Raw genomic sequence first — 13,681 nt, forward strand, 5'->3', positions numbered from 1 at the left:
AAACTATCTATTTCTCCAGAAAAAAGGAGTAAGCAGAATAAGCACGGTAAAGAGTTCCAACCTACCAATTAGCATCAAAAAGCTGGACCACCACTTGGCGGCGGCAGGTAAAGCTGCATAATTGTTTACCGGGCCAAGATCACCCAGCGCAGGACCCACATTTCCCAAGGTAGAAGCCGCCCCGCCGAGCGCTGTGTTAAAATCAAGGCCCAACCAAGAAAAAACCAAGGTTCCCATTATAAAGGAAAGCATGTACAGAATAAAGAAGCCCAGGATATTAAAAACAATGGGCTGTGGCACGGCTTTGCTATTATAGCGCACCGGTAAAATGGCGTGGGGATGCAGCGTTCGTTTAAATTCCAAAACCCCGTTCCTGATCATAATTAAATGGCGCATTACCTTAATCCCCCCCGCGGTGGATCCGGCACAACCTCCTAAAAACATCATTCCGAAAAAGAAGATGGTTAAAAACGGAGTCCAGAGCGTATAGTCCGCACTTACGAAACCGGTAGTCGTAATGATAGTTAAAACTTGGAACAGGGCATGGCGAAAGGCACTTTCAAAAGGTCCCCATACCATCGGGTGCCCAATACTGGAAATGGCCACGTCTGCCTCAAAATAGATCAGCAACGAAGCTACAACCGTGAGCCCGATAATAAGTGCCGAATACATTTTAAACTCTTCATCCTGAAATATTTTTTGAAATTTTCGCTTAAAGGCGAAATAGCTTAAAACGAAATTACTGCCCGCCAAAAACATAAATACAATAATAATGTACTGCACCATCGGGTTATCGTTCCAATAAGCAACGCTCGCATTTTTTGTTGAAAAACCTCCCGTACTCAAAGTGGCCAGCGAATGGTTGATGGCGTCGAAAAAACTCATCCCGGCAAGTTTCAGCAATACTGTTTCTGCCAAGGTATAACCTACGTAAATTAACCAAAGTCTTTTTGCGGTATCCGTAATTCTCGGATGCAGTTTATCTCCTCCCGGACCGGGAGCTTCGGCAGCAAAAAGCTGCATACCGCCAATCCCCAACAATGGCAGAATAGCAATTGCCAAAACAATAATCCCCATCCCGCCAATCCAATGCGTGATACTTCTCCAGAAAAGCACACCATTGGGAATACTTTCAATATCGGTCAAAATAGATGCACCCGTCGTGGTATAACCACTCATCGTTTCGAAAAAGGCATTGGTAAAACTGGGAATGGCCCCGGTAAAAATATACGGCAACGTACCGATAAGGGCCATAAAAATCCAACCGAAAGTTACTATTATATAGCCTTCCCTTTTTTGGATTTCCTTCCGGTGGTTTTTGGTCAACAGCATAATGGCGCCCCCAATTCCCAAGGCGACCGATCCGGCCAATAGCATTTCTTTGAGCACGCCGTCCTTATAATACCAACTTACCACCGAGGAAAGAAGCATAAAACCACCGTTCACCATGAGCAAAAGCCCCATTAGGTGCGAAATGATTTTATAATTGAGTTTGGTGATTGAATTCATTATATAAAAAGCTTTTCAACCTTTCCGATGGATTGCGGAAGGCAGCAAACCACTACCCTGTCCCCGCTTTTTATTTCGAAATCGCCCAAGGCAATAATGCCCTCGCCATTCCTAACTACTCCGCCAATAATGGCCGAGACCGGAAAATCGAGATCTTTTATTTTTTTGTTGCAAACTTTGGAATGTGAATACACCACAAATTCCAATAATTCCGCATTCATATTGTTTAGCTTGGTCATGGCCACCACCTCCCCCTTGCGGACGTAGCGAAAAATATTGTTCGCGGCCAATAATTTTTTGTTGATCAATGTATCAATACCAATGGAGTGTGAAAGCTGAAAATAATCCATATTCTCTACCAGGGCGATTGCTTTCTTAACTCCTTTTGATTTTGCTACCAAGCAGGACATAATATTGGTTTCGCTATTTCCGGTCACGGCAATAAAAGCGTCCATATCTTCTATGGATTCCTCATTCAATAAATCTACATTTCTGCCATCGCCGTTTATAACTAGGCAACCGGGAATGTCATCGGCAATTTCAAAAGCCTTGTCCTTGCTGCTTTCAATAAGTTTAACGTTAAACTTGTTCTTACACAGATCTTTTGCGGTTTTGTAACCGATCTTACTTCCACCCAGAATCATAACGTTTTTAATTTCCTGCTTACTTTTTCCCGACAGCTTAAAAATTTGGTCATCGCCTTTCTGCACAGTGGTGAAATAAACCTGATCGCCTTCCTTAAATTGCGTATCGCCGCGCGGAATGATAGTGTATTGGGTGCCATAGCGCTGTAAGGCAATGGGCACAAACTGCAACTCGGGATAGACTTTTGCCATTTGCTTTACCGACTTTCCCACAAAGGCAGAAGTGCGCGACAGGCTTAGCCCGATCATCGTCAAGGCACCATCCTCAAATTCGTAACTTTCATTGAAGGCGCTTTGGCTGAGCAGCAATTCAATTTCATTTGAGGCCAAGGATTCCGGGGAAATCAATTCGTCGATTCCGAATTTCTCAAAACCCACCTCATCCTTTCTGTCAATAAATTCGGTATTGGAGATTCTGGCTATGGTGCGTTTGGCCCCCAATTGTTTGGCAAGCACGCAGACGGTGATGTTAGTGGTTTCACTGGAAGTTACCGCAATTACAAGATCAGTCTCATCTACTCTGGAATCCTTCAAAACGGCTATAGAGGTAGAATCGCCGCGCACTACCCGTATATCCAGATGTGCATCTGCGTGGGCAAGTGCCTCGCGGTTGGTGTCAATAAGCGTAATGTTTTGCGATTCAAAAGACAGCAATTTCGCAAGGTGAAACCCCACTTCGCCGGCACCGGCAATGATGATTTTCATTGAGTTATTAGTTTAGGCTTTAAAATAAACAGTGCAAAGATATAGAAATAAAAGGCACTGAAGGACAAATCATTTTTGATGAATAAGCTAGGGCAAAAGTCTGAAACTTAAACAAAGTTGACAACACCTCTTAAAAAATATGTAGTTTTGCAAGCGCAATTTTATGGAAAAGAAAATAACACCCTATAAGGATTCTTCGGAAGGAAAAAAGAAACAGGTTGAACAAATGTTTGATACTATTTCTGAAAATTATGACGGGTTAAACCGCGTAATTTCCCTCGGCTCTGATGTAAAATGGAGAAAAAAGGTTATTAAAATGGTAGCCGAAACCAGACCGAAAACCATTCTCGACATTGCAACGGGCACAGGAGACCTGGCCATCCAGTTTGCTGAAAATACTTCCGCCGAAAAGATTGTGGGCCTGGACCTTTCCGAAGGAATGCTCTCCTTGGCACGCAAAAAGGTTTCGGGAAAGAATATTTCAGAAAAAATTGAATTTGTACAGGCAGATTCCGAAGCCTTGCCGTTTGACGACAACACTTTTGACGCAATTACAGTTTCCTTTGGCATCCGAAATTTTGAAAATCTGGAAAAAGGCCTATCCGAAATTTACCGCGTACTCAAAAAAGGTGGCATTTTTGTTATTTTGGAAACTTCGGTGCCTTCAAAATTTCCCTTTAAGCAAGGCTATTATTTTTATTCAAAAAACGTTTTGCCGCTTGTGGGCAAGCTATTTTCCAAAGATAAGGTGGCGTACAAATATTTAAGTGAAAGCGCCTCTGTTTTTCCGCACGGGGAAGTGCTCAACAATATTTTGCGCAAAATTGGGTTTAATGAAGTGAAAAATAAACCACAAACTTTCGGTGTGGCAACCATCTATAATGCTACCAAATAATCTATGAAGAAGCTTTTTTTTGTATTGGCCGTTTTATGTATCGCAAATAGTGCAAATGCGCAGTGGTTTTTCAACAAGGAGCGTTTGGCCAATTTGGAAAATTTTGACAAAAAACGTTTTACCTGGGGCTATTTTTTGGGGTTCAACAGTTATGACTTCAAAATAGATTATAAAGAACAGTACGCCGATGACAACACAGATATTATAGTGGACCGCTCTGCGGGGTTCAATGTGGGGCTTATTGGCGATATGCGTATTAATGAATATTTCAACCTGCGACTGGAACCAGGACTTTATTTCACCCAGCGTAACCTCAATTTTCCGGGCTTTACCGAACAAAAGGATTATCTGCGGGAAGTGAAATCAACCTACATTCACGTGCCATTGCTGCTAAAGGTTTCAACCAAGCGATTGAACAATATAAAACCGTTCATTATTGGCGGTGTTTCCACCTCGCTGAACCTTTCTAGCAACGAGAAAAACCCAGAGGACAACGAGCAGGGAAAATTCCGGATGACCAAAAGCACCAACTATTACGAACTTGGTTTTGGGATTGATTTCTACCTCTATTATTTCAAATTTACACCCTCCATTCGCGGTGTTTTTGCGATGAGCGATGAACTGGTGCCGGACGATGACCCCAATAGTCCATGGACGGGCAACATCGATAAATTAGCCACTCGCGGCGTTTTTATAAACTTTACATTTCAGTAAACCTTCGGAATTCGCTTAAAAGAATAGCGGTTGCCGTAGCAACGTTGAGGCTCTCGGTTTTTTGAATTTTCCCAAACCGCGGAATCGTTATTCTGTGGGTAATTTTTTGGGAAATTTCTTCGGAAATGCCATTGGCTTCATTGCCCATTACAATGATACCTTCTTTTGGAAGTTTTTCTGAATAGATATTATTTCCATCCATAAACCCTCCAAAAATAGGCAACTTCGTTTTTCCGAAGTATTCCGAAAGCTCCAAATAATGTACCTGCACCCGTGCCAAGGAACCCATAGTGGCCTGCACCACCTTTGGATTGTAACAGTCTGTTGTGTCTTCGGAACAAAGTAGTTGCTGCACGCCAAACCAATCGCAAAGCCGGATGATGGTTCCCAAATTGCCGGGGTCGCGCACGGCGTCCAACGCCACGATCAAACCCGAATCCTGCGGGAATTTAGGCTGCGGAATTTTAAAAAGCGCCAATGAAGTATTCGCCGTTTTCAGAAAACTTATTTTTTTGAGTTCGGCTTGGGTAACGTGATAATGGTTTTGTGCGGTAATTTCAGAAGCATTTGTTGAAAAAAGGGAATGCAGCTCCAGATTCTCACTTAACAGTTCGGCTATCACTTTTGGGCCTTCGGCTACAAAAAGTCCGCTTTGGCTTCGGTACTTTTTCTGCTGCAGACTCGTTATTAATTTTGTTTGACTTTTGCTGACCAAAATATAGTATTTTTGAAATTGAATTAAAACACACACTTGAAGCGCGACCTCACAAAAATATCACTATTTACAGTATTTATTGGTTTGTTTTTATCCTGCAATGCTGTAAAAAGAGTGCCGGACGGTGAATATCTGCTCACCGAAAACACCATATTGGTAGATAGCGTAAAAATTAAGGATGCAGGGGTTTACAGCCAACTGGCACAGAAACCCAATACTTCCATTCCCCTAATTGGCGTACCGCTGGGGCTTCATATTTATAATTTGGCCGATCCACATCCGGATTCTACCTACCAAAAATGGCTTCATAAAAATCCGAAACGCGAGGAACGGCTTATCAAACTTCTCTCAAAGAAACAGGTAAACCAGATAGACAGCAGCTATGTAGGGTTGAACAAATGGCTTCAAAAATCTGGCGATGCGCCCGCCATTATCAACGAACAGAAAATCGAGAAATCTATGGTGCGCCTTAAGCGATGGTACGCCAGTTATGGCTATTTTAACGACGAAGTAGATTATAAAATTGAGCCCAACAAGAAAAAAAAGAAGCGGGCAAAAGTCACGTATTTTGTAACGAAGCACAAACCTTATTTTGTAGGCGATTCCATTGTTGAAAAAATAAGTTCGCCGGTAGTGGATTCGTTATTTCAGCTTACCAAAGCCAAGTCTTTTATAGTGCCGGGCAAGCAATATGCCGCCAATGATTTTGTAAACGAACGCGACCGGCTGACCATTCAGTTCAGAAATTCGGGCCTTTACCATTTTGAGCAGGAATATGTGGGTTTTGAGGCCGATACCGTAAATACAGACCACAAAGCGAACATTACCTATATTATTCCCGATCGAAAAATAACTAAAAACGACAGTACCTACACGGTTCCTTTCCAAGTCCATACCATAAACGAGGTTCGGATTGTGACGGATTATTCCTATGAAAATCGCGATGAAGCTTTTCAGGATTCCATCAGCTATAAGGGGTATAAACTTTTTAGTTATGGCAAAATGCGCTTCCGTCCAAAGGCCATAGCCGATGCCGTTTCAATAACGCCGGGAAAAATTTATAAGGATATAGACCGTAGGTTGACCTATAACCAAATTAGCGATCTGCGTATTTTTAAATATCCAAACATAAATTACTCCGAAGTAGCGACAGATTCCACGGGAAAATTGTTGAATGCCACCATCCTCCTCAATCCGCGCGATCGGTTTACGCTGGGTGTAGATTTTGACGCCTATACCTCCACCATTCAGCAGTTTGGGATTAGTTTCAGCGGAAATATGATTTTCAGAAATATCTTTCGCGGCGCCGAAATTCTTGAAATTTCTGGTCGTGGCAGCTTGGGTTCCTCTAAGGATGCCGCAGACCGGGAGAGTAAATTTTTTAATATTTCAGAATTTGGCGGAGACGTTAAACTTACTTTTCCAAGAATCATTTTCCCCATAAATACCGAAAAATTAATCCCAAAATATATGTCGCCCTCCACCAGCCTTAGTTTTGGTGCAAGTTTGCAGAACAACATAGGTTTGGACAGGCAGACCATAAGCGGGATTTATAATTACCGCTGGAAACCATCCAGAATTCTTACCTATCAACTGGATTTTTTGAATCTACAATACGTAAGAAATCTAAACGTGGAAAATTATTACAACGTTTATAAAAGTTCCTATAACAGGCTCAATGAAATTGCGCAAGGTCTAAATTATGATTTCAATAATCCGGGCACCGATCCTACCCTTGAAATTCCCGAGGAAACAGAGGAATTTATTCTGGATGTACTAAACCAAAATATTCCCGCCGATACCGAGACATTTGATGAAGTTTTAAGTATTGCCGAACGTGAAGCAAGGCTTAGTGAAAACAACCTTATTTTTGCATCAAACATTAGCTTGACGAGAGATACACGGGAAAATCTTAACGATAATAATTTTTCGCGTTTGCGTTTAAAGCTTGAATCGGCAGGGAATTTACTGTCGGGAATTTCAAGTCTGGTCGGTTCACAAAAGAATGCAGCCGGAAACTATAGAGCTTTGGGAGTAGTCTATTCCCAATACATTAAGCCAGAAGCTGAATACATAAAGCATTGGGATATAGATGGAAAAAACATAATCGCCGTCCGCGCTTTTGGCGGGATTGCTATCCCTTACGGCAATAGCAACAGCATTCCCTTTACCCGAAGCTATTTTGCTGGAGGAGCCAATGATAACAGGGGCTGGAAAGCCTATGATCTGGGCCCGGGAAGCAGCGGTAGTATTTTGGACTTTAATGATGCGAACTTCAAACTGGCGTTTAATGCAGAGTATCGTTTCACCATTCTCGGAGATTTTAAAGGCGGCTTATTTGTGGATGCTGGTAACATTTGGAACGTTTTAGACAATATTGAAGACGATGCCTCAGTTTTCAACGGCATTGCAGATTTAAAGGAAATTGCTGTTGCCACTGGAATCGGTCTGCGGTATGATTTTGGATTTTTCGTATTCCGCTTTGATGTTGGTTTTAAAACCCATAATCCCGGAAAACCTATTGGCGAACGGTGGTTTACGGACTATAGTTTCCGCAAGGCTGTTTACAACATCGGTATCAACTATCCCTTTTAAACGATATAAATTTGTTATTTTTGCTTGCTAAACACTTATAATCATGAGCCACGGAATTGTACCCGGCGTAGCAACCGGAAAAGAAGTTCAAAAAATTCATAAATACGCAAAAGACAAAGGTTTTGCTATGCCCGCCGTTAATGTTGTGGGCTCCGATAGTATAAATACAGTAATGGAAACAGCCGCTGAGCTGAATTCCCCTGTAATTATCCAATTTTCCAATGGCGGGGCACATTTCAATGCAGGGAAAGGTCTTTCAAATGAAGATCAAAAAGCTGCAATCGCAGGCGGAGTGGCTGGTGCAAAACACATTCACGAACTGGCAAAGGTTTATGGAGCTACCGTAATCCTGCACACAGATCATTGCGCCAAAAAATTGCTTCCGTGGATTGATGGCTTGCTAGATGCCGGTGAAAAATTCTACAAGGAAACGGGGAAACCGCTTTACAGTAGCCACATGATAGACCTTTCCGAAGAGCCTATTGAAGAAAATATTGAAATCTGCAAACGCTATTTAGAGCGCATGAGCAAGATTGGGATGACCCTCGAAATTGAATTGGGCATCACCGGCGGCGAAGAGGATGGCGTTGATAATACCGGCGTAGATTCGTCCAAACTTTACACCCAGCCCGAAGAAGTGGCCTATGCCTATGAAGAGCTTTCAAAAATAAGCGACCAGTTTACCATAGCCGCAGCCTTTGGAAATGTACACGGCGTTTACAAACCCGGAAATGTAAAATTGACGCCCGTGATCCTTAAAAATTCACAGGAATATGTCCAGAAAAAATTCAATACGGGACACAACCCAATTGACTTTGTTTTTCACGGGGGAAGCGGTTCTACGGTAGAGGAAATTCGCGAGGCGATTGGTTATGGCGTAATAAAGATGAATATAGACACCGATCTGCAATTTGCATTTACCGAAGGCGTTCGCGATTATATGGTGGACAATTTGGAATATTTAAAAACCCAAATCGGAAATCCTGAAGGCGATGATCTTCCAAATAAGAAATATTACGATCCACGAAAATGGCTTCGCGAAGGCGAAATCACCTTCAAAAAAAGACTTGAACAAGCTTTTAGGGATTTGAACAATGTAAATACCTTGTAAAAATTCACCTAAAACTGAAACTGTAAAAACACCAGTTTCAAAATAAAACAACAAACCATAAACACCAAACTATAAGCTTATGCCTTGGTTTAAAAGAACAAAAAAGGGAATTCAGACCCCAACCGAAGAAAAAAAGGACGTCCCGAGAGGGCTGTGGTACAAATCGCCCACCGGAAAGATAGTTGACAGTGAAGAACTTGAAAAGAATTTTTACGTAAGCCCCGAAGACGGCTACCACGTTCGCATTGGCAGTAAGGAATATTTTGAAATCCTTTTTGACGACAACAAATTTAAGGAGCTCGATAAAAATCTTACCTCACAGGACACCCTTAAATTTGAGGACAAAAAGAAATATACTGACAGGTTAAAGGAAGCGCAAGACAAAACCGGCCTCAAGGATGCAATTCGCTGTGCCGTTGGGAAATCCATGGGCGCAGATTTGGTTGTAGCCTGTATGGATTTCAGCTTTATTGGCGGTTCCATGGGAAGCGTTGTAGGCGAGAAGATTGCCCGTGCTGCCGATTATTCGCTTAAAAAGAAAATCCCTTTATTGATAATTTCAAAAAGTGGCGGCGCCCGAATGATGGAAGCTGCCCTTTCCCTGATGCAGCTTGCAAAAACCAGTGTGAAACTCGCCCAATTAAGTGATGCGGGCATACCCTACATTTCTTTGTGTACAGACCCAACTACCGGTGGAACGACCGCTTCTTTCGCAATGCTGGGTGATATCAATATTAGCGAACCAGGTGCGCTGATAGGCTTTGCTGGGCCGCGTGTAGTTCGCGATACTACCGGGAAGGAATTGCCCGAAGGTTTCCAAACTGCTGAATTTGTTTTGGAGCACGGTTTCTTGGATTTCATTACACATCGCCGTGACCTGAAAAGAAAAATAAACCTTTACCTCGATTTGGTCCTAAACAGGCCGCTTCGTGAAAAGACCGCATAAAAAAAAGCTGCTCCAAACGAGCAGCTTTTTTACTGAAAGCAATTTTCAATCAATTCATTGTAAAGGGATATTCTTGACCGTTGTAAATAAATACGGCCTGATTATCACATTCGCCATCACCAAAATCGATAGCTGCCGTTACCCCATCCTGTGAAACCTCAAGCCGTCCATCAACAACCCAACGACAGGAAGTTTTATAAACAAGGGTTTCTGTAACCTCTCCACTACGTTCAAAACCATTGGTAAATACAGTTTGCCAATTTCCGGTTACGTGATACACATTGTCAAGCCACGTACCAGAACCTACACCTTCCACCCATTCAGAAACACGGGTTCCATTACGAGTGCCCGTTACTGTAGTGTTTGGAAAACTCACGGTGATACTTTCGTTAACAGTAGATTGTGGGTTATCGTTTTGATTTGCTATTTCATATAGAATGCTTCCGCCTCCGCTTACACCATTTCCATTAAAAACAAAGTCTTGAAAGGTATAATTAACCGTATAGGTACCAGAAACCAATGGGCCATATTCCAGAAAGATGCTTCCAGAAACCACATTCCCATTATTTAAGGTACAGGAATCGCCAAAATCCAAAAGGATGGTGAATACGTTTCCATCCATTCCCACAGTAATCTGCGTACAATTCGGGAACAGGGAGAATTCGGTAATGCCGCGTGACTCAGTTTCATTTTCCACAAAAGCCTGTTCTATAATATTAAATGTACCTTCGGCAACATTATCGGTTTTTGCAGCTCGCATGGAGTTTTCGGAAGAAAAATCTACCTGCTCTGTTTCATTACTTTCATCTTCGGAACAACTGGTGAAAAGGAAGGCTACAGCTACAAAAAAGGCCAGAAATAATTTAAAGGCGGTGGTTTTCATAAATTTACAAGTTTAGAGTTAGGTTCTTATAACGCTGAAAAGCATCTATTTGATATATTTTGAATTAATTTTATTCGAAACACTTCAATATCAAAATCGATTTTGTACTTTTGCACCCTTGATTATCAAAAAGGTAGTCAGTACATAAAAATCATTTTAACAATATTGGCATGTATTTATCAACAGAAGAAAAAGGAAAAATTTTCGAAAAACACGGAAAGTCCAAGACTGACACTGGTTCAGCAGAAGGACAGATTGCGCTATTCACATACCGCATCGAGCATTTAACAAAACACCTAAAAGCAAATCACAAGGATTACAATACAGAGCGTTCTTTGGTAATGTTAGTAGGTAAGCGCAGAGCGCTGCTGGATTATCTTATGAAAAAAGATATTCTACGTTACCGTGCGATCGTTAAAGAATTAGGATTACGTAAATAAAAATTTACAATCAAGGCGAAGTAATCTCAAAAAGTTGCTTCGCTTTGTTTTTTAAAGGCAAGGACAAGGAAACATCACAAATGTTCCTTTACTGCGCTCAGAAAGGCTACCCTTAAGTTTTTCATTGGTCAAACCACAACAACACAACAACGCTACGACTGACAGTCAGTCGTTGACCATTTTTAACCGTGCGCCCTCGGCGTACTAAATGAAAAACAAATGATTCCTAAAGTATTTAAAGAGGTCATAGACCTAGGTGATGGAAGGGAAATTTCCATCGAAACCGGAAAATTGGCAAAACAGGCCCACGGTTCTGTTGTTGTAAAATCCGGAAAATGTATGTTGCTATGTACTGTAGTTTCAAACTACAAGCAGAGCGACGTTGATTTTCTACCTTTAACAGTAGATTATCGCGAAAAGTTTGCTGCCTCGGGTCGCTACCCAGGTGGTTTCTTCAAGAGAGAAGCGAGACCGAGTGACGGCGAAGTTTTGACAATGCGACTTGTAGACCGTGTATTGCGTCCACTTTTCCCAAAAGATTATCACGCCGAAACGCAGGTGATGATTCAATTAATGAGCCACGATGAAGAGGTTATGCCAGATGCAATGGCTGGTTTGGCCGCCTCTGCAGCCATCCAACTTTCAGATTTTCCTTTTGAGTGTGCCATTTCTGAAGCACGCGTGGGAAGAATAAATGGTGAATTCATTATCAACCCAACCCGCGCACAACTGGAAGAATCTGACATCGATATGGTGATCGGTGCTTCTGCAGACTCTGTGATGATGGTTGAGGGTGAAATGAAGGAAATTTCAGAAGAAGAAATGGTAGAGGCCATTAAATTCGCCCACGAGCACATCAAAAAGCAAATTGATGCCCAAATGCGATTGGCCGAAGCCGTTGGCAGAAAAGAAGTGCGTGAATACGAAGGCGAACGTGAAGACGAAGCGCTGAAAAAGAAAATTCACGATATGGCTTACGATAAAGTATATGCCGTAGCAAAATCTGCTTCAGCAAAGCACGAACGAAGTGCTTCTTTTGACGCGATAAAAGAAGAAATAAAAGCTACCTTTTCTGAAGAGGAATTGGAGGACTTTGGAGATTTAATCTCGAAATATTATTACAAGGCAGAAAAGGCAGCCGTTCGCGACCTAACCTTAAACGAAGGTTTGCGATTGGACGGTAGAAAAACTGATGAAATCCGTCCTATTTGGTGCGAGGTTGATTATCTTCCATCTGTACACGGTTCCGCTATCTTTACACGTGGCGAAACGCAAGCTCTGGCAACCGTAACCTTGGGAACTTCCCGCGAAGCGAACCAAATTGATATGCCATCTTTTGAAGGGGAGGAAACCTTTTACCTTCATTACAACTTCCCTCCTTTCTCAACAGGAGAAGCCCGCCCCATCCGTGGAACTTCCCGTAGAGAGATAGGTCACGGAAATTTGGCACAGCGCGCCTTAAAAGGAATGATTCCTGCAGATTGTCCATACACTGTACGAGTAGTTGCAGAAGTATTGGAATCTAACGGTTCCTCATCTATGGCAACTGTTTGCTCTGGAACCATGGCGTTAATGGATGCTGGGGTTCAATTGAAAAAACCAGTTTCGGGTATAGCCATGGGCTTGATTTCTGATGGAGAATCAGGGAAATATGCCGTACTTTCTGATATCTTAGGTGATGAAGATCATTTGGGCGATATGGACTTTAAAGTAACAGGAACGGCAGATGGAATTACTGCTTGCCAAATGGACATTAAGGTAAAAGGGCTTTCATACGAAATTTTGGTAAACGCGTTAAAACAAGCGTCTGCTGGAAGACTTCATATTCTTGAAAAATTGACCGATACTATCGCTCAACCAAACCCAGATGTGAAACCACACGCTCCAAAAATGGTTACCGTTACCATTCCAAATGAATTTATAGGAGCCTTGATTGGACCGGGCGGAAAGGTAATCCAAGAGCTTCAAAAAGCTACCAAAACTACAATTGTTATCAATGAAGATCCAGTAACCGAAGAAGGTATCGTGGAAATTCTCGGCACGAGCCAAGAAGGCATTGATAAGGTTTTGGCAAAAATTGATTCGCTTACCTTCAAGCCTGAAGTGGGTAGTATTTATGAGGTAAAAGTTATCAAAATGCTCGATTTCGGCGCCGTGGTGGAATATACTGACGCTCCCGGAAATGAGATTCTACTGCACGTATCCGAACTTGCTTGGGAACGCACTGAAAACGTTAGCGATGTGGTAAACATGGGCGATGTTTTTGATGTGAAATATATGGGCGTGGACCCACGCACCAAGAAAGAAAGAGTTTCGCGCAAAGCAATTCTTCCAAAACCCGAAGGTTTTAAAGAGCGCCCTCCACGCGATGACAATCGCAACGGCGGACGTGATAACCGTGGACGTGACAATCGCGGCCGTGACAATCGCGACCGAGACAGAAAGAGGGACTAATTCTTATTTCAAATTGAAACAAACGCCTTTCAGAAATGAAGGGCGTTTTTAATTTAACCACGTTTTAAAA

General features: G+C 42.2%; 11 protein-coding genes. 7 read left to right on the forward strand and 4 right to left on the reverse strand.

The annotated features are described in order from the left end of the window. Window positions 1–3 precede the first annotated feature (3 nt). Together MB09_RS10020 and trkA are read right to left on the reverse strand one after the other, a co-directional pair. A complete protein-coding gene (locus MB09_RS10020; protein WP_045080753.1) occupies window positions 4–1,509 on the reverse strand; it encodes a TrkH family potassium uptake protein in 1,506 nt (501 codons plus the stop codon). Continuing rightward, window positions 1,509–2,858 carry a Trk system potassium transporter TrkA gene (gene trkA, locus MB09_RS10025; RefSeq protein WP_045080754.1) on the reverse strand — a complete coding sequence of 450 codons (1,350 nt, stop codon included), beginning with the start codon at window positions 2,856–2,858 and terminating at the stop codon, window positions 1,509–1,511. The genes MB09_RS10020 and trkA overlap by 1 nt, the downstream gene beginning before the upstream one ends. A gap of 163 nt (window positions 2,859–3,021) precedes the next feature. On the opposite strand from trkA, the gene ubiE reads away from it, so the two are divergent. Both ubiE and porT read left to right on the forward strand, forming a co-directional pair. Next, window positions 3,022–3,753 carry a bifunctional demethylmenaquinone methyltransferase/2-methoxy-6-polyprenyl-1,4-benzoquinol methylase UbiE gene (gene ubiE / locus MB09_RS10030; protein WP_045080755.1) on the forward strand — a complete coding sequence of 244 codons (732 nt, stop codon included), beginning with the start codon at window positions 3,022–3,024 and terminating at the stop codon, window positions 3,751–3,753. 3 nt (window positions 3,754–3,756) lie between these two features. Continuing rightward, entirely contained in the window at window positions 3,757–4,467 is a 711-nt protein-coding gene (porT, locus tag MB09_RS10035) for a type IX secretion/gliding motility protein PorT/SprT (RefSeq protein WP_045080756.1), read from the forward strand. On the opposite strand, the gene MB09_RS10040 is transcribed toward porT, so the two are convergent. Beyond that, window positions 4,454–5,182, reverse strand: a complete 729-nt coding sequence (locus tag MB09_RS10040; protein ID WP_045080833.1) for an RNA methyltransferase — start codon at window positions 5,180–5,182, stop codon at window positions 4,454–4,456. The genes porT and MB09_RS10040 overlap by 14 nt on opposite strands. Before the next feature lie 36 nt (window positions 5,183–5,218). On the opposite strand from MB09_RS10040, the gene tamL reads away from it, so the two are divergent. The 3 genes from tamL to accD all read left to right on the forward strand — a co-directional run bounded on the left by tamL (window position 5,219) and on the right by accD (window position 9,834). Continuing rightward, window positions 5,219–7,777, forward strand: coding sequence for a translocation and assembly module lipoprotein TamL (gene tamL, locus MB09_RS10045; protein WP_045080757.1), 2,559 nt, complete (start codon window positions 5,219–5,221; stop codon window positions 7,775–7,777). Window positions 7,778–7,820: 43 nt separating this feature from the next. Beyond that, window positions 7,821–8,888, forward strand: coding sequence for a class II fructose-bisphosphate aldolase (gene fbaA, locus MB09_RS10050; protein ID WP_045080758.1), 1,068 nt, complete (start codon window positions 7,821–7,823; stop codon window positions 8,886–8,888). Between the two features lie 79 nt (window positions 8,889–8,967). Further along, window positions 8,968–9,834: an acetyl-CoA carboxylase, carboxyltransferase subunit beta gene (accD, locus tag MB09_RS10055; protein ID WP_045080759.1), complete on the forward strand. Its 867-nt coding sequence runs from the start codon at window positions 8,968–8,970 to the stop codon at window positions 9,832–9,834. A gap of 49 nt (window positions 9,835–9,883) precedes the next feature. Here accD and MB09_RS10060 read toward each other — a convergent pair whose 3' ends face one another. Further along, window positions 9,884–10,717 carry a hypothetical protein gene (locus MB09_RS10060; RefSeq protein ID WP_045080760.1) on the reverse strand — a complete coding sequence of 278 codons (834 nt, stop codon included), beginning with the start codon at window positions 10,715–10,717 and terminating at the stop codon, window positions 9,884–9,886. 170 nt (window positions 10,718–10,887) lie between these two features. On the opposite strand from MB09_RS10060, the gene rpsO reads away from it, so the two are divergent. Continuing rightward, complete coding sequence (gene rpsO / locus MB09_RS10065) at window positions 10,888–11,157, forward strand: 30S ribosomal protein S15 (RefSeq protein ID WP_045080761.1); 270 nt, start codon at window positions 10,888–10,890, stop codon at window positions 11,155–11,157. 219 nt (window positions 11,158–11,376) lie between these two features. After that, on the forward strand, window positions 11,377–13,611 hold the full coding sequence (locus MB09_RS10070; RefSeq protein ID WP_045080762.1) for a polyribonucleotide nucleotidyltransferase: 2,235 nt from the start codon (window positions 11,377–11,379) through the stop codon (window positions 13,609–13,611). The last annotated feature ends 70 nt before the right edge of the window (window positions 13,612–13,681 follow it).

It is taken from the genome of Aequorivita vladivostokensis, assembly GCF_000952855.1.
Classification (GTDB): Bacteria; Bacteroidota; Bacteroidia; order Flavobacteriales; family Flavobacteriaceae; genus Aequorivita; species Aequorivita vladivostokensis.